This is a genomic window from Kribbella sp. NPDC051137 (assembly GCF_040682535.1).
Classification (GTDB): Bacteria; Actinomycetota; Actinomycetes; order Propionibacteriales; family Kribbellaceae; genus Kribbella; species Kribbella karoonensis.
Genome location: NZ_JBFBBI010000001.1, coordinates 1,316,434 through 1,341,155 on the forward strand (window position 1 = coordinate 1,316,434; position 24,722 = coordinate 1,341,155).

22 protein-coding genes are annotated in these 24,722 nt (G+C 70.1%); 15 read left to right on the forward strand and 7 right to left on the reverse strand.

The window, feature by feature from the left end; translation table 11 throughout:
• Positions 1-11 precede the first annotated feature (11 nt).
• From dxs to AB0M51_RS06240, 4 genes are all read left to right on the forward strand, one after another.
• Positions 12-1,898 carry a 1-deoxy-D-xylulose-5-phosphate synthase gene (dxs, locus tag AB0M51_RS06225; RefSeq protein WP_344196761.1) on the forward strand — a complete coding sequence of 629 codons (1,887 nt, stop codon included), beginning with the start codon at positions 12-14 and terminating at the stop codon, positions 1,896-1,898.
• A 9-nt stretch (positions 1,899-1,907) separates the two neighbouring features.
• A complete protein-coding gene (locus tag AB0M51_RS06230) occupies positions 1,908-3,242 on the forward strand; it encodes a hypothetical protein (RefSeq protein ID WP_363748283.1) in 1,335 nt (444 codons plus the stop codon).
• Positions 3,239-4,540 (forward strand): hypothetical protein, encoded by a 1,302-nt coding sequence (locus tag AB0M51_RS06235; protein WP_363748285.1) that lies wholly within the window; start codon positions 3,239-3,241, stop codon positions 4,538-4,540. Before AB0M51_RS06230 ends, AB0M51_RS06235 begins: the two co-directional genes overlap by 4 nt.
• A gap of 87 nt (positions 4,541-4,627) precedes the next feature.
• Entirely contained in the window at positions 4,628-6,109 is a 1,482-nt protein-coding gene (locus AB0M51_RS06240) for an amino acid permease (protein ID WP_344196755.1), read from the forward strand.
• A 181-nt stretch (positions 6,110-6,290) separates the two neighbouring features.
• Here AB0M51_RS06240 and AB0M51_RS06245 read toward each other — a convergent pair whose 3' ends face one another.
• Positions 6,291-8,402 carry a 3-hydroxyacyl-CoA dehydrogenase NAD-binding domain-containing protein gene (locus tag AB0M51_RS06245; RefSeq protein ID WP_363748287.1) on the reverse strand — a complete coding sequence of 704 codons (2,112 nt, stop codon included), beginning with the start codon at positions 8,400-8,402 and terminating at the stop codon, positions 6,291-6,293.
• On the reverse strand, positions 8,399-9,598 hold the full coding sequence (locus tag AB0M51_RS06250) for an acetyl-CoA C-acyltransferase (protein WP_363748289.1): 1,200 nt from the start codon (positions 9,596-9,598) through the stop codon (positions 8,399-8,401). The genes AB0M51_RS06245 and AB0M51_RS06250 overlap by 4 nt, the downstream gene beginning before the upstream one ends.
• Positions 9,599-9,766: 168 nt before the next feature.
• Between AB0M51_RS06250 and AB0M51_RS06255 the strand changes: the two genes are divergently transcribed.
• The 6 genes from AB0M51_RS06255 to AB0M51_RS06280 all read left to right on the forward strand — a co-directional run bounded on the left by AB0M51_RS06255 (position 9,767) and on the right by AB0M51_RS06280 (position 13,988).
• Positions 9,767-10,435 carry a hypothetical protein gene (locus AB0M51_RS06255; protein ID WP_344196749.1) on the forward strand — a complete coding sequence of 223 codons (669 nt, stop codon included), beginning with the start codon at positions 9,767-9,769 and terminating at the stop codon, positions 10,433-10,435.
• A complete protein-coding gene (locus AB0M51_RS06260) occupies positions 10,432-11,076 on the forward strand; it encodes a dienelactone hydrolase family protein (protein ID WP_363748292.1) in 645 nt (214 codons plus the stop codon). The genes AB0M51_RS06255 and AB0M51_RS06260 overlap by 4 nt, the downstream gene beginning before the upstream one ends.
• A gap of 2 nt (positions 11,077-11,078) precedes the next feature.
• Positions 11,079-11,567, forward strand: coding sequence for a glutathione peroxidase (locus AB0M51_RS06265; RefSeq protein ID WP_363748507.1), 489 nt, complete (start codon positions 11,079-11,081; stop codon positions 11,565-11,567).
• Between the two features lie 87 nt (positions 11,568-11,654).
• The gene (locus AB0M51_RS06270; RefSeq protein WP_363748294.1) at positions 11,655-12,245 is read left to right on the forward strand and encodes a helix-turn-helix domain-containing protein; all 591 of its coding nucleotides are present in this window, start codon (positions 11,655-11,657) and stop codon (positions 12,243-12,245) included.
• Positions 12,242-13,549, forward strand: coding sequence for an MFS transporter (locus tag AB0M51_RS06275; protein WP_363748296.1), 1,308 nt, complete (start codon positions 12,242-12,244; stop codon positions 13,547-13,549). The genes AB0M51_RS06270 and AB0M51_RS06275 overlap by 4 nt, the downstream gene beginning before the upstream one ends.
• Positions 13,488-13,988, forward strand: a complete 501-nt coding sequence (locus AB0M51_RS06280) for a VOC family protein (protein ID WP_363748297.1) — start codon at positions 13,488-13,490, stop codon at positions 13,986-13,988. Before AB0M51_RS06275 ends, AB0M51_RS06280 begins: the two co-directional genes overlap by 62 nt.
• Positions 13,989-14,146: 158 nt before the next feature.
• Here the strand turns inward: AB0M51_RS06280 and AB0M51_RS06285 are convergent, their stop codons facing one another.
• Together AB0M51_RS06285 and AB0M51_RS06290 are read right to left on the reverse strand one after the other, a co-directional pair.
• The gene (locus AB0M51_RS06285; protein ID WP_363748299.1) at positions 14,147-15,406 is read right to left on the reverse strand and encodes a ribonuclease D; all 1,260 of its coding nucleotides are present in this window, start codon (positions 15,404-15,406) and stop codon (positions 14,147-14,149) included.
• Positions 15,403-16,005, reverse strand: coding sequence for a DUF3000 domain-containing protein (locus AB0M51_RS06290; RefSeq protein WP_344196740.1), 603 nt, complete (start codon positions 16,003-16,005; stop codon positions 15,403-15,405). Before AB0M51_RS06290 ends, AB0M51_RS06285 begins: the two co-directional genes overlap by 4 nt.
• Positions 16,006-16,110: 105 nt before the next feature.
• Here AB0M51_RS06290 and hemE point away from each other — a divergent pair, with 105 nt between their 5' ends.
• Genes hemE through AB0M51_RS06315 form a run of 5 tightly spaced genes read left to right on the forward strand, consistent with a single transcriptional unit; the run spans position 16,111 to position 20,121 of the window.
• Positions 16,111-17,175, forward strand: a complete 1,065-nt coding sequence (hemE, locus tag AB0M51_RS06295; protein ID WP_363748301.1) for a uroporphyrinogen decarboxylase — start codon at positions 16,111-16,113, stop codon at positions 17,173-17,175.
• Positions 17,162-17,659: a GNAT family N-acetyltransferase gene (locus AB0M51_RS06300; protein WP_344196738.1), complete on the forward strand. Its 498-nt coding sequence runs from the start codon at positions 17,162-17,164 to the stop codon at positions 17,657-17,659. The genes hemE and AB0M51_RS06300 overlap by 14 nt, the downstream gene beginning before the upstream one ends.
• A complete protein-coding gene (gene hemG, locus AB0M51_RS06305) occupies positions 17,656-19,062 on the forward strand; it encodes a protoporphyrinogen oxidase (protein ID WP_363748303.1) in 1,407 nt (468 codons plus the stop codon). The genes AB0M51_RS06300 and hemG overlap by 4 nt, the downstream gene beginning before the upstream one ends.
• Entirely contained in the window at positions 19,059-19,754 is a 696-nt protein-coding gene (gene hemQ / locus AB0M51_RS06310) for a hydrogen peroxide-dependent heme synthase (protein WP_344196734.1), read from the forward strand. The genes hemG and hemQ overlap by 4 nt, the downstream gene beginning before the upstream one ends.
• A complete protein-coding gene (locus tag AB0M51_RS06315; protein WP_344196732.1) occupies positions 19,747-20,121 on the forward strand; it encodes a VOC family protein in 375 nt (124 codons plus the stop codon). Before hemQ ends, AB0M51_RS06315 begins: the two co-directional genes overlap by 8 nt.
• A gap of 18 nt (positions 20,122-20,139) precedes the next feature.
• Here the strand turns inward: AB0M51_RS06315 and AB0M51_RS06320 are convergent, their stop codons facing one another.
• The 3 genes from AB0M51_RS06320 to msrB form a co-directional block, all read right to left on the reverse strand.
• Positions 20,140-22,176: an AAA family ATPase gene (locus AB0M51_RS06320; RefSeq protein ID WP_363748306.1), complete on the reverse strand. Its 2,037-nt coding sequence runs from the start codon at positions 22,174-22,176 to the stop codon at positions 20,140-20,142.
• A gap of 43 nt (positions 22,177-22,219) precedes the next feature.
• Positions 22,220-24,205 carry a S53 family peptidase gene (locus AB0M51_RS06325; protein WP_363748308.1) on the reverse strand — a complete coding sequence of 662 codons (1,986 nt, stop codon included), beginning with the start codon at positions 24,203-24,205 and terminating at the stop codon, positions 22,220-22,222.
• A gap of 100 nt (positions 24,206-24,305) precedes the next feature.
• Entirely contained in the window at positions 24,306-24,722 is a 417-nt protein-coding gene (gene msrB, locus AB0M51_RS06330; RefSeq protein WP_344196726.1) for a peptide-methionine (R)-S-oxide reductase MsrB, read from the reverse strand.

The window sequence follows — 24,722 nt, forward strand, 5'->3', positions numbered from 1 at the left end:
GGAGGAGCTCGATGCGCGTGCTGGAGAGGGTGGAGGGTCCCGAAGACCTCAAGAAGCTGACGGATCAGCAGCTGACCGATCTGGCGACCGAGATCCGCGACGTGCTGGTCGAGACCGTGACCCGCACCGGCGGCCACCTCGGCCCGAACCTCGGCATGGTCGAGATCACGCTGGCCATGCACCGGGTCTTCGACTCCCCGCGGGACCGGTTGGTGTTCGACATCGGCCACCAGGCGTACGTCCACAAGCTGGTCACCGGCCGGGCGAAGGACTTCGGCACGCTCCGCCAGGAGGGCGGCCTGTCCGGGTATCCGAGCCAGACCGAGTCCGAGCACGACATCGTGGAGAACTGCCACGCCTCGACCGCGCTCTCGTACGCCGACGGCCTCGCGAAGGCGTACCGGCTGCGCGGCGAGAACCGGCACGTGGCCGCGGTGATCGGCGACGGCGCGCTGACCGGCGGCATGGCCTGGGAGGCGCTGAACAACATCGCCGCCGCCAAGGACCTCAACCTGGTCATCATCGTGAACGACAACGGCCGCTCGTACAGCCCGACCGTCGGCGGCCTCGCGACCCACCTGACCAGCCTGCGCACGAATCCGCGGTACGAGAAGATCCTCGACCTGATCAAGAAGAACCTCGGCCGGACGCCGTACGTCGGCCCGCCGATGTACGAGGTGCTGCACGGCGTCAAGAAGGGCCTCAAGGACATGCTCGCCCCGCAGGGCATGTTCGAGGACCTCGGGCTGAAGTACGTCGGCCCGGTGGACGGCCACGACCGGCAGGCGCTCGAGGACGCGCTGAGGAACGCGAAGGCCTTCGGCGGCCCGGTGATCGTGCACGCGGTCACCAAGAAGGGCTTCGGCTACCCGGCCGCCGAGCAGGACGAGGAGGACAACCTGCACCAGGTCCGTCCGCTGAACAAGCCGCGCGGCTGGACCGACGTGTTCTCCGACGAGCTGGTGAAGATCGGCCACCGGCGCCCGGACGTGGTCGCGATCACCGCGGCGATGCTGCACCCGACCGGCCTGGCGCCGTTCGCCGACGAGTTCCCGGGCCGGACCTTCGACGTCGGGATCGCCGAGCAGCACGCGGTGACGAGCGCCGCCGGGCTCGCGCTCGGCGGGATGCACCCGGTCGTCTGCCTGTACTCGACGTTCCTGAACCGGGCCTTCGACCAGACCCTGATGGACGTCGCGCTGCACAAGTGCGGCGTCACGTTCGTCCTCGACCGCGCGGGGGTCACCGGTGACGACGGACCGACCCACAACGGTGTGTACGACATGTCGCTGCTGCAGCTCGTCCCGGGGCTGCGGCTGGCGGCGCCGCGGGACGGCAAGCGCCTCCAGGAGCTGCTGAACGAGGCGGTCGACGTGGACGACGCCCCGACCGCGCTGCGGTTCGCGAAGGGCGAGGTGTTCCCGGACATCGAGCAGATCGACCGGGTCGGGCAGGTCGACGTACTGCAGCGTTCCGGCCAGGATGTCCTGCTGGTCGGGATCGGCGCGATGGCGGCGACCGCGATGGACGTCGCGCAGCGGCTGGAGGCGCACGGCTTCGGTGTCACCGTGGTCGACCCGCGCTGGGTCAAGCCGGTCCCGCCGGAGCTCGTCGAGCTGGCCGCGGACTTCAAGCTGGTCGTCACGATCGAGGACAACGGCCGGGCCGGCGGCTGCGGCGAGATGATCGCCCAGGCGTTGCGCGACGGCGGCGTCCGGACGGCGTTCCGCGACTTCGGCGTACCGCAGGTGTTCCTCGAGCACGCCAAGCGGGCCGCCGTGCTGCAGGAGATCGGGCTGACCGGGCAGGAGATCGCGCGCGAGATCACCGAGCAGCTCACGCAGCACGTCGACGTGTCCCTCGACGAGCCGGACCGGGCCGGCGGCCGGAACGCTTAGCCAGGCGCCATGTCTGACGGGGGAGGGCGACACAGCAGGCACGCCGCCCGCCGGCGGTCGCGGGTCTGGCCGGTCCTGCTGTCGCTGGTCCTGATCGCGGCCGCGGTCGGCGGCGGACTGTACCTGCACCGGTCGAGCCAGCGGAACCAGGACGCGGCGGCCGCCGGCCCGAGTACGCCGGCCATCGACCTGGCGGCCCGGTCCGCGGCCGTCAACCAGGTGCTGCAGCGCCGTGCGCAGGCGGTCCTGACCGGGAACGAGCAGGAGTTCGTCGCGGACGTCGACCCCGCGGACACCAAGCTCGTCGCCCGGCAGCGCACGCTGTTCGCGAACCTGCGCCAGTTCGGTTTCGCCAAGCTCGGCTACCAGCAGCTCGCCCAGCAGTACGACGACGCGATCGCGCAGAAGTACGGCCCGTCGACGTACCTGGTCGCGGTCGCGATGGAATACCAGCTCCGCGGTATCGACCTGGTGCCGGTGCGCGCGATGCTCGGGTACACGTTCAGCCGGCGGTCGAACGGGCGCTGGATGCTGGTGTCGGACTCCGACCTCGACAAGCGCCTGCCGCGCGGTTCGCACGAGGAGGCCTGGGACTTCGGGCCGGTGCTGGTGAAGCGCGCATCGCGGGTCCTCGTGGTCGTCGAGCAAGGGCAGGACGCGCTCGCGAACAAGCTCGTCGCGATGTCGCGGAACGCCGTCCAGGCGGTGTCGAAGAACTGGCCCGGCGGGTGGAACGGCTCCGGCGTGGTGATCGCGCTCGCCGACAAGGTGGTCCGCGGCGCCGACTACTCGCAGCCGAAGAACGCCGAGGACGCGCTCGCGATGGCGACCTTCGTGTACCGCACGCTGCCCGGCGAGGTCACCGGCGAGGGAGAGCGGACCGACTCGTACGTCGTGCTGAACCCGAACAACCGGTCGAAGGTCGACGCCCGCACCCTGGCACACGAGTTCACCCACGTCGCGACCGCGCCGTACGGGCCGTACGCCCCGCGCTGGATGGTCGAGGGCGCCGCGACGTACGTCGAGTTCCTGCCCATGGCCGGGCAGAAGGACCTGGCGATCGGCCAGTACCGCCTGGACGTCCGGACGAAGTACCTCGCGAACGTGACGGCGCTGCCCGCGGACGCGACCTTCTTCGACCAGGCCGACAGCTCGTACCCGCTGTCCTGGCTGGCGCTCGACTACCTGTTCACGCGGTTCGGCCCGACCGAGGTGGGGACGCTGTACCGTGAGCTCGCCTCACTCGGCGTCACCCAGAAGGACCGCGACCGGATCATGCTCGAACACCTCGGAATGACGGAGGCCGGACTGTTCCGTGCCCTGAAAGCAGCCGCGGCAGCATGAGGCGGTGGCTGGGTCTGCTGCTGGCGGTGGTCCTGGTCTCCGGCGGCGTCGTCTACACCGTTGAACAACGCGAGCAGGAACTCCGGGCCCGCGCGTCCGCGCCGACCCCGGTGCGGACGACGAAGCCGTCCCGGATCGCCGCCGCCGTCGCGGCCCGCAGGGTCGCGATCGACACCATCCTGGTACGCCGGGCCGGCGCCGTGCAGACCGGCAACGAGCAGCAGTTCCTGGCCGACGTCGATCCGCTGAACAAGAAGCTGGTCGCCGCCCAGAAGATCCTGTTCGCGAACCTGATGGAGATCGGCTTCACCGAGATCGGCTACAGCCAGGCCGAGGAACGCTTCAACCCGGCGCTGCTCAGGGCCCACGGGCGGACGACGTACCTGGTCCGGATCCTGATGCGCTACCAGATCCCCGAGGTCGACTTCACGCCGGTGACGACCGAGCTGGGCTACACGTTCGTCGCGCGCGACGGCCACTGGCTGCTGACCGCGGACAACGAGCTCGACCCGGACCTCGGACCGGGCGCGCACCGCGAGGCGTGGGACCTCGGCCGGATCGAGGTGCAGCGCGCGCCGCGGGTGATGGTGATCGTCGAGAAGGGCGACACCAGGCGCGGCCGGGCGATCGTCCGCGCCGCGAACGAGGGCCTCGCCGAGGTGACGGCGTACTGGCCGCTGAAGTGGAGCGGGTCGGTGCTGGTGATCGCACTCGACGAGACCGATGTCCGGGACGCCCGGTTCGCCGACGAGGACATCGAGTCCGCGGCCAGTACCGGGTCGACGTTCTCGTCGCTGCCCGGTCAGGAAACCGCCGACGGTACGGTCGCCGGCGGGTACATCGTGATCAACCCGAACCAGCGCGACCAGGTCGACGAGATCCTGCTGTCGCACGAGATCACCCACGTGGTGACCGCGGCGCTCGGCGGGTACGAGCCGCTCTGGCTGGCCGAGGGCGCGGCGGAATACGTGTCCTGGCGGGGGATCGAGGCGATCAGCGGGCCGGGCGAGGTCGTCAAGTGGGAGCAGGAGGTCGTCGACACCGCCGTACCGCAGCTGTCCGCGCTGCCCGGCGACAGCGGCTTCTACCAGAACTCCGCGGACGTGTACGGCGTCAGCTGGCTGGCCGTCCGGTTCCTCGTCCACCGGATCGGGCTGCCGAAGGTCGAAGAGCTGTACGAGGACATGGCGCGCAACGGGGTCGACCAGGGGTCCCGCGACCGGATCCTGCAGGACCGCACGGGGCTGACCGAGGCGACATTGTGGACAGCACTCACAACATACAGGCCACAACGCTGAGTGGCGGTTTGACCTCATCCCGTCAGAGAGGCAACCTCGAAGGGTTCCGTCCCCGTCTCGCAATGAGGCACTGTCGAGGAGGCGCAGATGAGTCTTGTGCGGAAGAAGACGATCGAGCAGTCGATCGCCGACACGGACGAGCCGGAGTATCAGCTCAAGAAACGCCTCACCGCGATCGACCTGACCGTCTTCGGCATCGGTGTCATCATCGGTGCCGGCATCTTCACCCTGACCGGGCGTGCGGCCAAGCTGTACGCCGGACCGGGGATCGCACTGTCCTTCGTCCTGGCCGCGATCTGCTGTGCGCTGGCCGCGTTGTGTTACGCCGAGTTCTCGTCGACCGTGCCGGTGTCCGGTTCGGCGTACACGTTCTCGTACTTCTCGCTCGGTGAGATCTTCGCCTGGATCATCGGCTGGGACCTGCTGCTCGAGTTGATGCTCGGGGCAAGCGTCGTCTCGCAGGGCTGGTCGACGTACGCGAAACTGTTCCTGGATCAGATCGGCCTGGGCTGGCCGGACTCGATCGGGCCGGACAGTCACGTGAACGTGCTGGCGATGCTGCTGGTCCTGGTGCTCGCGACGCTGGCGACGATCGGCATCAAGGAGTCGCTGCGGGTCAACCTGGTGCTGGTCGCGATCAAGCTGTTCGTGGTGCTGTTCGTGATCGTCGCGGGCCTGTTCTACATCAAGGGCTCGAACCTGACGCCGTTCGTCCCGCCGAGCGTGCCGGCGCCGGGCGGCGGCGTCGACGTCACCACCCCGCTGTTCCAGGCGGTCTTCGGGTTCACGCCGTCGACGTTCGGGATCATGGGCCTGGTGTCCGGCGCGTCGCTGGTGTTCTTCGCGTTCATCGGGTTCGACGTGGTCGCGACCACGGCCGAGGAGGCCAAGAACCCGCAGCGCGACCTGCCGCGCGGCATCATCGGCTCGCTGGCGATCTGCACGGTGCTGTATGTGCTGGTCTGCATCGTGATCACCGGCATGGTGAAGTACAGCGACATCAACGGCGAGGCCGCGCTCGCGGAGGCGTTCAAGTCGGTCGGCAGGGGCGGTTTCGCGACACTGATCTCGGCCGGTGCGGTCGCCGGTCTGACCACCGTCGTCCTGACGCTGATGATCGGCGCGGCCCGCGTGGTGTTCGCGATGAGCCGTGACCACCTGATGCCGAAGCAGCTCGGCAAGACGCACCCGAAGTGGGGTACGCCGTACCGCCTGACGATCGGCATCGGTGTCCTGGTCGCGATCATCGCCGGAGTCACCCCGATCGGGAAGCTCGAGGAGATGGTCAACATCGGCACGCTGGCCGCGTTCACGCTGGTCTCGATCGCGGTCCCGCTGCTGCGCCGCAGCCGGCCGGACATCAAGCGCTCGTTCCGGGTGCCGGGCAACCCGGTGATCCCGATCCTGGCCGCGCTGATCTGCGTCTACCTGATGCTGAACCTGTCGATCGAGACCTGGATCCGGTTCCTGGTCTGGATGGTGATCGGGTTCGTCATCTACGCGCTGTACGGCTACCGCAAGAGCCGCGTCGGCATCGAACAGAAAACCGGCGAGGCCCAGAAGGCCTGACGAAGAACTGACAACTGAGCAACAACCGGGTAGCTGCTGCAGGTCGAGCAGCTACCCGGAGTGGGGAGGATTCTCCGCCCGGATCGGCAAGAAATACTCCCCACATCAGGTGAGGTGCGTTGTGTCCCTGGTTGCTGGGGGCCGGAGCGGGCTTCCGGCGCCGCACCGACCCCCAGCGGTACTAGGCGAGGCCGGCGACGCCCTTCGGCAGGAAGCGGGTGCCGTTGACCTTCTCGGCGATGCCGGTGCGGTCCAGGTACGGCGTGATTCCGCCCAGGTGGAACGGCCAGCCGGCGCCGAGGAGGAGGCAGAGGTCGATGTCCTGGGCCTCCGCGACCACGCCCTCGTCGAGCATGATCTTGATCTCCTCGGCCAGAGCGGTGAGCACGCGGGTGCGGAGCTCGTCGGCGGTCGACGGCTTGTCGCCGACCGTGACCAGGGCCTCGACCTCGGGGTCGACGACCGGCTTGCCCTCCGGCCAGACGTAGAACGAGCTCTTGCCGGCGGCAACCACCTTCGCCAGGTTCCCGGAGACCGCGTACCGCTCCGGGTAGGCGCGGTGCATGGTCTCCGCGACGTGCAGCGCGACCGGCAGCCCGACCAGCTGCAGCAGCACGAACGGCGGCATCGGCAACCCGAGCGCCGACAGCGCCTTGTCGGCGTCGGGGATCGGCGTACCCTCGTCCACCGCCGCGCTGACCTCGCCGAGGAAGCGGGTCAGCAGCCGGTTCACCACGAACGCCGGCGCGTCCTTCACCAGCACGCACGACTTCTTCAGCTTCTTGCCGACCGCGAACGCCGTCGCCAGCGACGCGTCGTCGGTCCGGTCCGCGCGGATGATCTCCAGCAGCGGCAGCACCGCGACCGGGTTGAAGAAGTGGAACCCGACGACCCGCTCCGGGTGCTCCAGGTCCGCGGCCATCTCGGTCACCGACAACGACGACGTGTTGGTCGCCAGGACCGCGTCCGGCCGGATGATCTTCTCCAGGTCGGCGAAGATCGTCTTCTTCAGCTGCAGTTCCTCGAACACGGCCTCGATCACGAAGTCCGCGTCCGCGAACACGCTCTTGTCCACCGACCCGGTGACGAGCGCCTTGAGCTGGTTCGCCTTGTCCGGGCGCACCCGGCCCTTCGCGAGCAGCTTGTCGATCTCACCGTGCACGTACCCGACCCCGCGGTCCACCCGCTCCTGGTCCAGGTCCGTCAGCACCACGGGTACCTCGAGCCGGCGCGCGAACAGCAGCGCCAGCTGCCCCGCCATCAGACCGGCACCGACGACGCCGACCTTGTTCACCGGCCGCGCCAGCGACTTGTCCGGCGCACCGGCCGGCCGCTTGGCCCGCTTGTTCACCAGGTCGAACGCGTACAGCCCGCTGCGGAGCTCCTCGCTCATGATCAGGTCGGCGAGCGCCTCGTCCTCGGCCGCGAACCCGCGGTCACGGTCGTTGTCCTTGGCCGCCGCGATCAGCTCCAGGGCCCGGTACGGCGCGGGCGCCGCCCCGCTCACCTTGACGTCGGCAAAACCCTTGCCTCGGGCAACGGCTGCGTCCCACGCCTCGCCACGGTCGATCTCCGCCCGCTCGACGACCACGGACCCGGTCAGCACCTTCGAGGCCCAGAGCAGGGACTGCTCGAGGAAGTCCGCCGACTCCAGCAGTACGTCGCCGATGCCGAGCTTCACGGCCTCCGGCCCGCTGAGCATCTTGTTCTGGTTCAGCGCGTTCTCGACGACGACCTTCACCGCGTTGTCCGCGCCGATCAGGTTCGGCAGCAGGAAGTTGCCGCCCCAGCCGGGGAGCAGGCCGAGGAACACCTCCGGGGTCGACAGCATCCCGGCCGCGACCGAGACCGTCCGGTACGTCGCGTGCAGCGCGACCTCGAGCCCGCCGCCGAGCGCGACACCGTTCACGAACGCGAACGACGGCTTGCCGCCGTCCTGCAGCTTCCGCAGCACGCCGTGCCCGATCTTCCCGAGCGCCAGCGCCTGCTCCCGGTCGGTCAGCTTCGGTACGCCGGTGAGGTCCGCCCCGGCGGCCAGGATGAACGGCTTGCCGGTGACGCCGATCGCGACGATCTCGTCCCGGGCCAGCGCCGCGTCGATCGCCGCGTTCAGCGAGCCGAGGCCCTTCGGGCCGAAGGTGTTCGGCTTGGTGTGGTCGTGCCCGTTGTCCAGCGTGATGAGCGCCATCAAGCCGGCTTTCCCGGGGAGTACGACATCCCGCGAGTGAGCGACCGTGACCACCTCGTCGGTCGACAGTGCCGACGCGCTGTCGATCAGTTCCTGCAGGCTCATGCGGCCGCACCTTCCCAGTTGGGGTTCTCCCAGATGACCGTGCCGCCCATGCCGAGGCCGACGCACATCGTGGTGAGGCCGTAGCGGACCTCGGGGCGCTGCTCGAACTGCTTGGCCAGCTGGTTCATCAGCCGGACACCGGACGACGCGAGCGGGTGCCCGAACGCGATCGCACCGCCGTACGGGTTCACCCGCGGGTCGTCGTCGGCGATGCCGTAGTGCTCCAGGAACGCCAGCACCTGGACCGCGAACGCCTCGTTCACCTCGAACGCCTGGATGTCGTCGATGGTCAGCCCCGCGAGCCGCAGCGCCTTCTCGGTGGCCGGGATCGGGCCTTCGCCCATCACCTCGGGCTCGACACCGGCGAACGCGTACGAGACCAGCTTCATCTTCGGGGTCAGCCCGAGCTCCTCGGCCGTCTCGGCGGAGGTCAGCAAGCAGGCGGTCGCGCCGTCGTTGATACCGGCGGAGTTGCCCGCGGTCACCCGCCCGTGCGGGCGGAACGGCGTCTTCAGCCCGGCGAGATCCTCGGCCGTGGTCCCCGGGCGCATCGGCTCGTCCGTGGTGGCGTAGCCCCAGCCCTGCTCCGCGGAGCGCGTCGCGACCGGTACCAGGTCCGGCTGGATCAGGTCGTTCGCGTAGGCCTTGGCCGCCTTCTCCTGGGAGGCCACGGCGTACGCGTCGGCGCGCTCCTTGGTGATGGCCGGGTACCGGTCGTGCAGGTTCTCGGCGGTCGAGCCCATCACCAGCGCGGAGGTGTCGACCAGCTTCTCGGAGATGATCCGCGGGTTCGGGTCGACGCCCTCGCCCATCGGGTGCCGTCCCATGTGCTCGACACCGCCGGCGATGACCACGTCGTACGCACCGAACGCGACACCCGCCGCGGTGGTGGTGACGGCGGTCATCGCGCCGGCGCACATCCGGTCGATGGCGTAGCCGGGCGTGGTGTTCGGCAGGCCGGCCAGCAGCGCGGCGGTCCGGCCGATGGTCAGGCCCTGGTCGCCGATCTGGGTGGTGGCCGCGATCGCGACCTCGTCCACCCGCTCCGGGGGCAGCCCCGGGTTCCGCCGCAGCAGCTCCCGGATGCACTTGATCACCAGGTCGTCGGCGCGAGTCTCGGCGTACTGGCCCTTGGCCTTGCCGAACGGGGTGCGAACGCCGTCGACGTACACCACATCGCGGATCTCACGGGGCACGAGGGCCCTCCTCTGAAGGTCGGGAAATCTACCCCGATGCTACCCGTGAGTAACAGAACTCCAAAACAACCGGGCCGTGTGCGCCCGCTCACAAGTGGGTTACCCGTGGCAATGCGGCGCGATTGGGCGCATGCTGGTGGTCAAGGTCCGCGTTACTGGAGTTGTTCCATGAACAATCTTGATCTGGCCGTACCGGTCCTCAGCCGGGGGAAACACCGCAGCCCGCGCAAGGGCGCCTGCTTCATGGAGTTCGCGTCGTACCTGGCCGGCGAGCCCTGGTCCGACCATCCCGCCTGCACGCATCCGCTGCTGGCCGGCGTTGCCCGTGACGTCAACGACTGCACCAGCGACTCGGGACGTTCCCGGCTGGCGCCACTGATCCCGTCCGTGATCGGGCTGACCCCCGATGACCCACACGTCGTACCGCGGGTCACCGCCGGCTGTATCCGGCACGCGCTGCCGGTCGTCTCGCAGGAGCGCCAGTACATCCTGGCGGTCGCGCTGCTGGTGGGGGAGCGGCAGCTGGCCGCGCTCGACGGGCGGCCGCTGGACGACCTCGAGCCGGAGTCGGAAGCGATCCTGCAGGCCGTCCCGCAGGCGACAAAGTGGGCGCGATCCTTCACTGCCCGCTCGCGTCGCGTCACACCGGACTTCGCCCGCCGTACGGCGCCCCGCGCGGTCTCGTGCGCCGTCGAGGGGATCTCGCAGGCCTGCGTGCCGAACCCGGACGACCGGCTGTACCACCTGCTGCTGGACGCGATCGCCGAGACGAAGGCGTGGATGCCCGCACCCAAGCCGGTACCGGTCGAACCAGAGGTCGTACGCTTCACCGTGTGACCTTGGAGATTCCATTCCACGAGTGGGGATCCGCGGAGACCGACGCGCCCGGAATCCTGCTGCTCCAGGAGATCTTCGGGGTCTCCGACTACATCAAGCACCGTGCGGCGGATCTGCACTCCCTCGGGTACTACGTGATCGCGCCGGAGATCTACTGGCGTCTCGACGACACCGAGCTGGACGAGTCCGCGCCGGACCTGATGCCGCGCGCGATGAGCATCGTCCAGCGGGTCGACTGGGACCAGGCCGTCGCTGACGCGGTCGCGGCTTTGGAGTACCTGAAGGCGCGCGGCCGGGGTACCGCGGTCGTCGGCTTCTGCTTCGGTGGTGGGCTCGGGTACAACGTGGCCGCTGTCGCGGCTCCCGACGTACTGGTCAGCTACTACGGCTCTGCGCTGCCGCGACTGCTCGATCTCCGTCCCCAGGCGGCGAGCCTGCATCACTTCGGCAACGACGACACGTTCCTGGACGTGGACGCGATCGTGCCCGCGCTGAGAGGTGCCGAGGTGTACCGGTACGACGGTGCCGGGCACGCGTTCGACAACCCGCTGCCGATGTTCCACAACGCCGACGCCTCCGCGCTCGCGTGGCGGCGTACCGAAGACTTTCTCGCCCGGCATCTACCGACAACCCGAGGATGAGCATGAGCCTGTACGACATTCCGCTGACCACGCTGTCCGGCGCACCGACCTCGCTCGGCGAGTACAAGGGCAAGGCGGTGCTGGTCGTGAACGTGGCGTCGAAGTGCGGCCTGACACCGCAGTACGAGGGCCTGGAGAACCTGCAGAAGAAGTACGAGTCGCGCGGTTTCACCGTGCTCGGGGCGCCGTGCAACCAGTTCGGCGGACAGGAGCCCGGGTCGGCCGAGGAGATCGAGACGTTCTGCTCGACGACGTACGGCGTGACGTTCCCGATGCTCGGGAAGCTCGAGGTGAACGGCGACGGCCGGCACCCGCTGTACGCCGAACTGACGCTGACGCCGGACGCCGACGGCGAGGCGGGCGACATCCAGTGGAACTTCGAGAAGTTCCTGATCTCCGCCGACGGCACCGTCGCGGCCCGCTTCCGCCCCCGCACCGAGCCGGAGTCGGACGAGGTCATCACCGCCATCGAGGCACAACTCCCCGCCTGACCCACCGGAGATCGCCCGCTGGTTTCGCCGCGGGCGATTCTTCTGGATGGTATTGCAAGAGGTGTTTCGAAAGAGTACTTTCGACGCATGCCTACCCCGCATCGCCGCCTCAGCGACCCCCGCGAGCTCAACGCCCTGGCCCATCCGGTGCGGATGGCGATCATCGAGCTGCTGTCGATCAGCGGACCGCTGACCGCGACCGAGCTGGCGGATCGGCTGGACGAGACGCCGGCGAACTGCTCGTGGCACCTGCGGAAGCTGGCGCAGCACGGGTTCGTCGTGGAGGCCGAGGGCGGCAAGGGGCGGCAACGGCCGTGGCAGGTGCCGGGGCTCGGGTTCCGCTGGGACGAGGAGCACGCGTCGGCGTCGGGCGAGCAGCGGCGCGCGGCGGAGGGCCTGTCCGACGTGATGATGGGCCGGGCGATCGACCGGCTCCGGGAGTCGCAGCAACGCGCGCCGGAGGACACCGACGAGTGGCGTGCCGCCCGCAACAACACCGAGATGGTCGCCTGGCTCACCGCGGACGAGCTCCGGGAGATGAACGACGCGCTCAACGCGGTCCTCGACCGGTACGTCGAGCGGCTCACCGACCCGGGGCAGCGGCCCGCGGGTTCGCGGCTGTGCGAATTCGTCACCTGGGGTGTGCCGACGTACTTCCCGGGGGTCGATCCGGCATGAGGAAGCTGTTCGCGCAGCCCGGGTTCGGGCGCCTGTTCGGCGGCCTGAGTACGTCGATGCTCGGCGACTCGGTGATGCTGCTCGTGCTGAGCATGTGGGTGAAGACGCTCACCGGCTCGAACGCGCAGGCCGGCCTGACGTTCTTCTTCATGGTGCTGCCGGCCCTCGGCGCGCCGTTGCTCGGCGTCTGGGTGGACCGCCTGCCGCGCAAGCGGATCCTGGTCTGGGGCAACCTCGCCAGCGCGGCCGCCGTACTCCCGCTGGTCCTCGTCCGGGACGCCGGCGACGTGTGGATCATCTGGGCCGTCGCGTTCCTGTACGGCGTCTCGTTCGTCGTGCTGCCCGCGGCTGTGAACGGGCTGGTCAAGGAGCTCCTGCCGGACGACCTGCTCGTCGACGCGAACTCCAGCCTCGCCACGATCAAGGAGGGCTACCGTCTCTTCGGGCCGCTCGTCGGCGCGGCGGTGTTCGCCTCCGCGGGCGGCTGGCTGGTCGCGGTGATCGACGCGACCACGTTCGCGATCGCCGGACTGCTGATCGCGACGATCAAGATCACCGAGACCCCGGCCCCGGCGAGGAGCACGTTCCGGGAGGACCTGCTCGGGGGCGTACGGTTCCTGGTCGCCGACCGGGTGCTCCGCAACGTCCTGCTCGGGCTGGCGATCTCGATCCTGGTGATCGGGTTCTTCGAGTCGTCGATCTACGCGCTGATGGACGCGTTCGGCAAGCCGCCGACGTTCTCCGGCGTCTTCGTGACCTGCCAGGGCGTCGGTGCCGTGCTCGGCGGGCTGACCGCGAGTCTCTTGGTACGGCGCCTCGGGGAGATCGCCACCTGCGTCGCCGGACTGGTCGTGCTGGCTGCGGCCACGATCGTCTGCGCCGCCGCACCGTCGATCGCGGTGGTGCTGGTCGGCGCCGCGATCTGCGGAGTCGGGCTGCCGTGGACGTTCGTGTCGCTCACGACGCTGATGCAGCGGCGGTCGCCGACCCACCTGATCGGCCGGGTGTCGACCGCCGTCGAGGTCCTGATCTCGACGCCGCAGGCGGTCTCGCTGGCACTCGGCAGTCTGCTGGTCAGCCTGCTCAGCTATCGCCAGATCTTCGCGATCATCGCGACGGTGATCCTGATCGGCGCCCTGCAGACGTTGCTCACGTTGCGCGGCGAGATCTTTGGTAGTAGCGGACAGAAGCCGTCCGGTTCTGTTCCTAGGGTCGAAGACAACCGACCCCAAGGAGCAGGAGATGACAGTGCGCTGGATCCCGGACGGGTATCACACGGTGACGCCGTGGATCATCGGGCGTGACACTGCCGGGCTGATGGACTTCCTCGCCGCGGCGTTCGACGCCGAGGACCTCGGCGGGAGGGTCGTCGACGAACGCGGGAGGATCGGCCACGCCGAGACGCGGATCGGCGACTCGGTAGTGATGATGTTCGACCGGCCGGAGGCGACAGACCAGCCGGAGTGGCCGGCGACACCTGCGTTCCTCCGCCTGTACGTCCCTGACGTGCGGGCGACACTGAGGCAGGCTGTCGCCGCGGGCGGCACGGTGGTGACCGAGCCCACCCACCTCTTCTGGGGTGACGTGGTCGCCCGGGTCCACGACCCGTACGGCAACCTCTACTGGCTCCAGACCCGCATCGAGGACGTGACGCCCGAGGAGATGACCCGGCGGCTGACCGACGAGAAGTTCGTCAGGGCGATGGAGTACGTCCAGAGCGCGATCTTCCACCCAGAGGTCTAGCACCTGTCTGAGCGCCCTGTTCGGACCCTCAGCAGCCCGGCATGGGCTCCCGCTAGCCGCGTCAGCTCCCGCCCGGTGGCGGTAGCACGCCGCCGGAGGCGGCCGAAAGAACTGCCGCCGCGGAGCGGTGTCCTTTCTGCGGAGCGGTGTCCGTTGGATTAGTCCAGGGGTTTGGCGGGGGCCTCGGAGGTCATGGCGTCGGTGAGGACGTCGGCGGTGAGGGCTATCTGCCAGGGGCGGGCGTGGTGGTCGCGGAGGAAGTTCGTGACCACGTCGACGTTCACTTCCGGCGGCGGGGACCAGGCAAGGCGGCGGATGGTGTCCGGGGCCAGCAGGTTCTCGGTGGGGAGGCGGTGTGCCTCGGCGATCTCGGCGACCGCCGTACGGGCCGCGGAGAGCCGGGCGGCGGCGTCGGGGTCGCGGTCGGCCCAGGCGCGGGCCGGCGGCGGGCCGTCGTACCGCGGGCCCTGTTTCGGCAGCTGCGACTCGGGGAGCCTGCGGGCGTGGTCGACCGCCTCCCACCAGGTCCGCATGTGCCGGTGCGCGCCGCGGCCCTTGAACGCGGTCAGCTTCTGCAGCGCGTCCCGGTCGGCCGGCATCGCCGACGCGGCCTCGACGATCGCGGCGTCCGGCAGGATCCGGCCGGGGGAGATGTCCGCGGACTCCGCGATCTGGTCGCGGGCCTCCCAGAGCGCCCGCACGACGGCCAGGCTGCGGCGGTTCCGCACCCGGTGCATGCCCGACGTACGACGCCACGGGTCCGGCTTCGGCTCCCGCGGGGGAGCGTCGAGGATCGCGGTGAACTCCTGATCGGCCCACTCCCACTTGCCCGCGCGGCGGAGCTCCTGCTCGATCGCGTTCCGCAGCTCGATCAGCATCTCGACGTCGAGCGCGGCGTACACCAGCCAGGGGGCCGGCAGCGGCCGGGTGGACCAGTCGGCGGCGGAGTGCTCCTTGCGCATCCGGTAGCCGAGCACTTCGCTGACCAGCGACGCGAGCCCGACCTTCGGGTAGCCCAGCAGCCGGCCGGCCAGCTCGGTGTCGAAGACCTTCCGCGGCACCATCCCGACCTCGGCCAGGCAGGCCAGGTCCTGGTTGGCCGCGTGGATGATCCACTCGGTGTCGACGATCGCGTCGCCGAGCGCGGACAGGTCCCCGAACGGGATCGGGTCGACGAGGGCGGAGCCGGAGCCTTCACGGCGCAGTTGCACCAGGTACGCGCGGTGCGAGTACCGGTAGCCGGACGCGCGCTCGGCGTCGACGGCGACCGGACCGGTGCCGGCCTGGAACGCCTCGACCGCCTCGGTCAGCGCCGGGTCGGTGTCGATCACCTCGGACAGCCCGTCCCTGAGCTCGAGCAGGGGCAGGTCAGTGGTCGGAGCCTCCGGTGCGGAGGGCTGTTGGTCGGCTGGGCTCATCGGCCCCGCTGTCCGCGCCGGGTCGGCATCGCGACCACGCCCGGCGGAACGGGCGGCAGGCCGGCCGCCGTACACAGCACCTCACCCCACGCCTCGGCGTGTCCCGTCACGTCGATCAGTCCGCCGGGTCCGGGCACGGGGCTCCACGACGCGCGGATCTCGATCTCCGCGGTCGCGTCGTCGTCGGCCATCCCGCCGAAGCTCTCCGATACCACCCTGGTCACGGTACCGCTCGGTGCCAGGAAGTCGGCACCGCGGTCCGCGAGCGCCTCCATCAGCCAGGTCCAGCCCACGCCGCCGAGCAGCGCGTCGGTCACCATCTCCGGTTCGACGGCGGCACGCACGTACGCGACACAGCGGAAGGTCGACTGCCAGGCGTCGTTCCCCGCGGGATCGTAGAGGACGACCAGCCGGCCGGTGGCGACATCGTCACCGTCGACCGTCACGTCCGCGCTGACCGCCGCCGCATGCGGTGCGATCCGCTGCGGTGCGGGCATCTCCTCGACGAAAACCTCGGGCCGGAACCGGGCACCTCGTAACTGCGAGACTGCTTCGGCGAACTCCGCGGGTGGCGCGTCGACCTGCTTGCGGGCACCCATATCGGCAGCCTACGACTGATTACTCACCGCCGCCTGCTTAGACGCGCCGGTAGCTGTGCGCGACCAGGCCGCCGAGCGCCGGTCGCCGCGTGGGATCATCGGACTGTGGCCTCGACGTTACCCCCATCACTGGACAGTTCCGCCTATCTGCTCGCTGCCCGGGGTGAGCGGCCGCCGCACACCCCGGTGTGGTTCATGCGCCAGGCGGGCCGCGCGCTGCCCGAGTACCGCAAGGTCCGGGAGGGCATCCCGATGCTCGAGGCCCTCACGCGGCCCGACATCGTCGTCGAGATAACGCTGCAGCCGGTCCGCCGTTACGGGGTGGACGCGGCTGTCTTCTACTCCGACATCGTCGCCCCGCTGAAGTCGGCCGGGTTCGACGTCGACATCAAGCCCGGTATCGGCCCGGTGGTGGCGGAGCCGATCCGGGACGCGGAGGGGGTCGGAAGGGTCCGGCCGGTCACCCCGGCGGACGTGCCGTACACCACGGAGTCCGTCCAGCAGCTGGTCTCCGAGCTCGGCGGTACGCCGCTGATCGGGTTCGCGGGCGCTCCGTTCACGGTCGCGTCGTACCTGGTCGAGGGCGGGCCGAGCAAGGACTTCGCGAAGACCAAGGCGATGATGCACGGTGACCCCGCCTTGTGGCACTCGCTCGCGGACCGGCTCGCGGACGTCGCGATCGCGTACCTGGCGATCCAGGTGGAGGCCGGTGCGTCGGCGGTCCAGCTGTTCGACTCGTGGGCGGGCGGGCTGTCGCCGCGGGACTACGAGCGGTTCGTGTTGCCGCACACCGCGAGGGTGTTCGAGGCGATCGAGCACTACGGGGTACCGCGGGTGCACTTCGGTGTGAACACGGGCGAGCTGCTCGGGCTGATGAGCGCGGCCGGCGCGGACGTGGTCGGCGTCGACTGGCGGGTGCCCCTGGACGAGGCGGTCCGCCGGATCGGTACGCCGAAGCCGGTGCAGGGCAACCTCGACCCGGCACTGCTGTTCGCCGGCTGGGAGGCGATCGAGCCGGAGCTGGACCGGATCCTTGCCGAGGGCAAGGCGGCGCCCGGCCACATCTTCAACCTGGGCCACGGCGTTCCGCCGAACGCGGATCCGGACGTGCTGGAGCGGATCACCAAGTACGTGCAGTCGGCCTCCCGATCAGCTCATGTACCTGCCTGACCACCAGGTGACGCTGGAGCCGTTGCGTGCGGACCACGCCGACGCGGTGCTGGCGTTCGAGCTGGAGAACCGGGCGTACTTCGCGTCGTGGATCTGGGACCGCGGTGACGAGTACTTCGCGGACTTCCCGACCCGGCACGCCGCCCAGCTGGCGGAGCAGGAGGCGGGCGTCTGCCGTTTCCACGTGCTGGTCGACGAGGACGGCGCGGTGGTCGGCCGGATGAACCTGATCGACCTGGTGGACGGACAGGCCGAGCTGGGCTACCGGATCGCGGAGAAGCGGGCGGGTCAGGGGCTGGCGACGGCCGCCGTACGGGCGATCTTCGAGCTGGCTCGCGGCTACGGGCTGACCTCGCTGCGCGCGGGCGCCTCGGACCGGAACCCGGCGTCACAGGCGGTGCTCACCCGCGTCGGGTTCCATCAGGTCGGCGTCTCGAGCACGGATCTCGGGCCGGGCAAGAAATACGTCTTGGAGGCGTTGTGAACCGGGTTGTGGTGGTCGGTGGCGGGATCAGCGGGCTGGCGGCGGCGCACGCGCTGGCGACCGGGCCGAACCCGCCGCAGGTCACGATCCTCGAAGGGTCGCCCCGGCTCGGCGGGAAGCTGGCCGGCGCCGACGTCGAGGGCGTGCCGGTCGACCTGGGCGCCGAATCGGTGCTGGCCCGGCGGCCGGAGGCGGTCGACCTGATCAGGGCGGTCGGGCTCGGCGACGACCTGGTGCATCCGGCCACCACGACCGCCGGGTTGTGGGTGGGCGACAGGATCCGGGCGATCCCACCGACCGTGATGGGCGTCCCGGTGGATCCGTCCGCGACCACGGACGTACTCGGGGAGGCGGCCGCCGAGCAGGTCGCGCACGAGTCGGAGCTGGCCGCACCCGGGCTGACCGAGGACGTGGCGATCGGGCGGTTCGTGGCCCAGCGGATGGGGTCCGCGGTCACCGACAAGCTGGTCGACCCGCTGCTCGGCGGGGTGTACGCCGGGAGGGCCGAGGAGATCTCGCTCGCCGCCGCCGTACCGGACCTGTTCGCGAAGCTGCGGACCGCGCCGAGCCTGCTCGCGGCCACGGCCGAGCTGCGCGAGCTCGGGCAGAAGCGCGCCGGTCAGCCGGTGTTCGCGGGCGTCGCCGGCGGCATCAACCGGATCGTCACCGCCCTGGAACAGGACCTCGAGAAGCGCGGCGTGCAGATCCGGACCAAGCTCGCCGTACGGCGGATCACGCGCACGGCCGACGGGTTCGAGCTGGAGGCCGGGCCGGTGCCCGCGCCGACCTACCTGACCGCGGACGCGATCGTCGTCGCAGTCCCCGCGACGCCCGCCGCGCGGATGCTGGCCGGGCTGGTGCCCGCGGCAGCGACAGAGCTGAGCGCGATCGAGTACGCGAGTATGGCGATCGTCACAATCGCGGTCCGGAAGACGGACTGGCCCGCCGGGGCGACCGGCTCCGGGTTCCTGGTGCCGTCGGTCGAGGGCCGCACGATCAAGGCGGCGACGTACTCGCACGCCAAGTGGGCCTGGTCCGCGGAGGCCGGGGGAGACCTCGCCGTACTGCGGACCTCGGTCGGCCGGCTCGGTGAGGAGTATGTGCTGCAGCGCTCCGACGACGAGCTGGTCCGGCTCGCGGTGGCCGATCTGGGGAAGGCGATCGGGCTGGACCGTGTGGTCGGATCGCTCGTGACGAGGTGGGGCGGCGGGTTGCCGCAGTACGCCGTGGGGCACCTCGACCGGGTCGACCGGGTGGAGGCGGCAGTGGCCGGCGTGCCCGGGCTGGCGGTCTGCGGGGCGGCGTACCGGGGCGTCGGGATCGCCGCGTGTGTGGCATCGGGTGGCAAGGCGGCCACCCGGGTGCGGGAGCACCTGAACACAAGGGAGACAATGAAGTCGTGACTGGTAAGCCGAAGGCTCGTGAGCTGAACAACGTCATCCGCTACACCTTGTGGTCGGTGTTCAAGGTCGAGACGCCGCTCGGGGACGCGGACCGGGACGAGCTGACCGCCGAGCTCAACGACCTGGTCGGGAAGCTGGCGGCCGACGACGTGGTGATCCGCGGGATCTACGACGTCGAGGGTTTCCGGGCCGACGCCGACTTCATGATCTGGTGGCATGCCCCGAGCTCGGACGCGCTGCAGCAGGCGTACCACGCGCTGCGCCGGTCGCGGCTGGGCCGGCACCTGGTCCCGGTCTGGTCGCAGTTCGCGCTGCACCGGCCGGCCGAGTTCAACAAGAGCCACATCCCGGCGTTCCTGGCCGACGAGGAGCCGCGGGCGTACGTCTGCGTGTACCCGTTCGTCCGGTCCTACGAGTGGTACCTGCTGCCCGACGAGGAGCGCCGGGCGATGCTCGCCGAGCACGGTCAGATGGCGCGCACCTTCCCCGACGTCCGGGCGAACACCGTGGCGGCGTTCGCGCTCGGCGACTACGAGTGGATGCTGGCCTTCGAGGCGGACGAGCTGCACCGGATCGTCGACCTGATGCGTGAGCTGCGCGCGGCGACGGCGCGCCGGCACACCCGCGAGGAGATCCCGTTCTACACGGGCAAGCGGACCGAGGTCGCCGACCTGGTCGCGAACCTTGTCTAAGGCCTTCCCGGTCCTGTACGTGACCGACGTACGCCGAGCGGTCGAGTTCTACACGCTGCTCGGCTACGAGTCGCGGTACCAGTTCCCGCTCGAGGGCGACCCGCACTACGTCGGCCTCGAGCGCGGCGACTCGTCCCTCGGGCTCTCCGACGCCAACTGGCCGGAGGCCCAGCTCGGCATCACCGTCGGTACGGCGCCGCGTTTCGAGCTGTTCGTGTACGTCGACGACGTCGAGGCCGAGGTGGAACGCTTCCGCGCGGCCGGCCACCCGGTCCTGCAGGAGCCGGCCACGATGCCGTGGGGCGAGCGCCAGGCGTACCTCGCCGACCCCGACGGCAACCCCGTCGCTCTCGCCATGCCGATCTAGAGCCGATCTAGAGCCGATCTAGGTACCAGGCTTCTGCAGCAGGTAGTCCTCGGCGCGCATCGACGTCGGGGGCCGGACGTCCGCGGGGATCAGCTCGCGCAGGTCGCGTTCGGTGAGCTTGTCCGGGTCGCTCGCGGACAGCCGGGTGGCCTGGTTGGAGACGGCCTCCTCGAGCACGTTCCGGATGAAACGACCGTTACCGAAGCTGTGGCCTCGCGGCGCCGGCGGGATCACGGTGCGGACCTTGTCGAGCACTTCCTCGCCGTAGATCATGCCCTTCTGGCGCGCCTGCAGCTCGAAGATCTGCACCAGCTGGTCGGTGTCGTACTCGCTGAACGACAACAGCTTCGGGAACCGGGACTGCAGACCGGTGTTCGACTCCATGAAGCGCTGCATCTCGCGGTGGTACCCGGCGACGATCACGATGCAGTCGTTGCGATGGTCCTCCATCATCTTCAGGATCGTCGCCACCGCCTCCAGACCGTAGTCGCCGGGCGTGTTCTCCGGCGTCAGGCTGTACGCCTCGTCGATGAACAGCACGCCGCCGAGCGCCTCGCGGAACTTGGCCGCGGTCATCGGCGCCGTCGAACCGACCGCGGCGCCGACCAGGTCGGACCGGTCGACCTCGACCACGTGGCCCTTCTCCAGGACGCCGAGCTGGTGGTAGATCCGGCTGAGCAGCCGGGCGATCGTCGTCTTCGCCGTACCGGGCTTGCCGACGAAGACCATGTGCCGGGCCCGCTCGTGGCTGGGCAGGCCGAGCTCGGTCCGGCGCAGGTTGGTCTTCACCTCCGCGACCATCCGGCGAACGGCGTCCTTCACCGAGTCCAGGCCGATCAGCGAGTCGAGCTCCGCGAGCGGGTTGTCGCTCAGATCGACGGGCTTCGGCGGCAGCTCCCCGTCCTCGAAGCTGCTCTCGCCGGTCTGCGCCTTGTCCTCGCTGACCTTCACGTCGCTCCACGCGGCCGCCAGCGAGTTGTCCTGCTCGGCCGCCGCGGCCGTCTCCAGAGCGCTCCAGCGTTCCCGGTCGAGCATCCGGAACAGCGTCGTCAGGTCGGGGATCTCCGGCTCCGGCCACGGCTGTCCGGTGAGTACGCCGGACAGGTGTACGCCGACCCGCGCCGCGGCGGCGCCCCAGGACCGGGCGAGCGGCGACTGCCCGTTCCGGATCGCGCGCGACATCCACTGGTTGACGTGGCCGTGCCAGGTCTGCAGGCTGAACCGCGGGCGAAGGTCCTCGAGCGCGTGGTGGACGTCGATGGCGGCGTCGCCGAGGATGTTCGCCACGGTCTGCGGAATACCGCGCAGCCCGGCGGCCAGGATCAGCTCGGACAGCACCTGGGCGAAGTCGCCGGCGTACTCGTCCGGGCTCGTCATCAGCATCCGGGCGTGCGTGTCGCGGATCGAGTTCAGCGAGTACCGGAGCGCGGCGGTCGGGCCGGCCAGCTCGGGGAGCAGGGTGCGCTCGGCGGGCGTCAGGGCGTCGGTCCGCCAGTACTTCGCGATCTCGTCGTACTCGCCGGTGACGTGCAGCTGGGTGACGTCGCGGTCGGCCAGCACCCGGTCGAACGCCGCGGTCAGAGCCTCGGCGCGGGCCGCCAGCGGGGGCGCGTCGACGAACAGCCGGACGACGTCGCGGGACAGCTGCAGCGCTTGCTTACGGCCCGCCTCACGGAAGCCGCGGGCGCCGGCGATCGCCTGCAGGTGCCAGTCGGTGTGCGCCACGTAGATCACGTGACCGTTGCCGCCGAGACGGGAGGACGGCCGGTAGAACTCGTGCGTGAGCTCGGTGGAGAGGTCGGCGTACTCGCCGTGCAGGACCGGGATCCAGCCACTCAGCAGCGGCGCCACCTGATGGGTGAACCAGACCGCCGCCGGAGTGCCTTTGACGAAGTCTGGGAAGGCCTCGGCGCGCAACGGGCGCAGCGCCGCGGGATCGTCGGCCCACGCCTTGAGGCGGGCCCGGACGCCGGCCACCCAGGCGTCCGGGACCTCCCAGGCTTGATCTGCAGACAGGACGTCGAGAAGGCGCGGTCTGCGGGTGTCGTCAGCCATGGATCCTTTCCGCCCCGTCCGGGTTGGCTCGGGGCGGTCCAGTCTACTGGGACAAGGCGTTCAGCCAGGCTGCTCCGTTCGGTGAGCCGACACCGGTCACGTCGTCGTAGCCGGGGCGCACGTGGATCGTCAGCCCGGAGTCGAAGCCGAGGGTGCGGAGGCTGACGAAAGTGCCGCCGGAGGCGTCGACGCTGTTGGTGTAGTTGTTCCGGGCCACCGCGATCGGTGCGGCCGGCGGGACGATGTCGTGGTACGCCGAGCTGCCGGCCTTGGAGTACAGGAGCGGGTTGGCGAAGCCGATGTCGTGCCCGGCCTTCTGCTGGGCGATCGCCATCAGGCCCGCGTAGACCGGCGAGGACAGGCTGGTGCCGCCGATCCGGTACTCGCTGTACCTCGACGTCCCGTCCGGGAACGCCTGGGTCTGGCCGATCAGGTAGCCGGTGTTCGGGTCGCCGATCGCGGCCACGTCCGGTACCGCACGCATCGGCTGCGGACGGGTGCCGTTGGCGGTCGCGATGGCGTTCGGCACCACGCCCTTCTGGTACGCGGGCTGGGTGAACAGCCGGCTGGTGCCGCCGCCGGACCCGCCGGTGTAGTCGCCGGGCGGCGTCGGCGACCAGACGCCACCGGACAGGTCGGAGCGGCCGGTCTCCCAACCGGTCTCGAACAGGTAGTTGCCGGCGGCGCCGACGGCCAGCGCGGTCCCGCCGACCGCGGTCACCCACGGGCTGACAGCGGGCCAGTCAGGCGTCGCGTGGCTCGCGTTCGCCGGGTTGCCGCCGGTGTGGTCGCCGTCGTCGCCGGAGGAGAAGTACACGCCGATGCCGGTCGCGGCGGCCTCGATCAGGGTGTCGTTCAGCGGCTTGACGTAGCCGGTCGGCAGCAGCTCGGTCGAGAAGCCGTACGAGTTCGTGACGATCGAAGCCAGGTGCTGGTCGACGACGTGGTTCATCGCGGCGTCGAGGTCCTGGTAGTTGTTCGGCGCGCCGACGTACACGATCTTGGCGCCGGGGGCGACGCCGTGGACGGCCTCGACGTCGAGCGTCTCCTCGCCGTACCAGCCCTGCGGGTCCTGGCGCCGGTTCTGTGGCCGGTTGAACACTCCCGGCGGGGTGACCTGGCTGAAGGTCGAACCGGTCAGCTTCGGCAGGCCGTGCCGGCTGGAGTACTCGTTGACGTCCGCAACGATCGTCGGCGAGGCGTACGCGTCGATGATCGCGACCGTCTGGCCGGTGCCGTCGTTGCCCGCGCCCGCCACGCCGTACGCGCTCCGCAGTTGTGCCGGGGTGTGGCCGCAGACGGCCCACGGGTTCGGGTGGCCGTACGCGTCCGGCGCCTTGGTGCCGTCCGGCGTCAGGGTGGTCGCGGTGTTCTTCTCGTTCCAGTAGGCCGAGCACGGCGGCGCGTTGACGAAGGCCGGTGACGGCGTCGCGTCAGGCGACTGGGCGTCGGGCTTGGTCAGCGCCGACGACTCGTCCAGTCCGATGACCGCGGTGATCGAGGACGGCAAGGTCGACGGGACGGACAACTCCGACTCCGGTGCCCGCAGTGTCTGGCCTGCCACCTTGTAGACCCCGAACTTGGCGCCGAACGCGGCGGCGGCCTGCGCGACCGTCCCTTCGGCCTGCACATAGCGGTTGTTGCCCGGCGTGACGCCGATGTCGAAGCCCGCCTTGCGCAGCCACTGCTGGACTGCCGACACGTCGGACGCCGACGGCGCGAACTGGCCGCGGAACTTCGCCGCAGTCACGTACTTCCCGTAGCTCGCCGATCCGGGCGTGGACACCGCGGTGGCCAGCGCCTCCGCGCCGCCGGCATCGCGCCAGCCCAGATAGACCCGGAACCCGACGTTGTCCGAGCCGGACGCCTCACCGACCTTGGCGGCGGCGGTGGCCCAGGGCGGGACGCTCCCGGCCAGGCCATGCCGCCCCGACGGTGCGGCCGATGCGGACTGCGTCCACACCAACGCTCCTGCTACCAGTACCGCTGCTGCGGCGACGGCTGTCGCACGCGACCTGATTTCCGCCACTTGTTGCCTCCTGCAAAGATGCCGTGCACACGGCCATCACTGCCCCCGAGAGACCTTGGGCTCAAGGTAGCCCTGAGTCAGGCGGACCACCAGTACCTGATCACTCGGGCTGGAGGGTGAGGCTGATGCTGTTGATGCAGTAGCGCAGGTCGGTGGGTGTGCCGTAGCCCTCGCCCTCGAAGACGTGGCCGAGGTGCGAGCCGCAGTTGGCGCAGCGGACCTCGACGCGCTTCATGCCGAGCGTGGAGTCCTCGATGTACTCGACGCGGTCCTCCGCGAGCGGGGCGAAGAACGACGGCCAGCCGCAGTGCGAGTCGAACTTGGTCTCGCTGCGGAAGAGTTCGGCGTCGCAGGCGCGGCACCGGTAGACGCCGACCGTCTTGGTGTCGGTGTACTCACCGACGAACGGCCGCTCGGTGCCGGCCTGGCGCAGCACGTGGAACTCGGCGGGGGAGAGCTGCGCCTTCCACTCCGCGTCGGACTTCTGGACGGCGTACTGCTTGGTGTCATCTGTCAC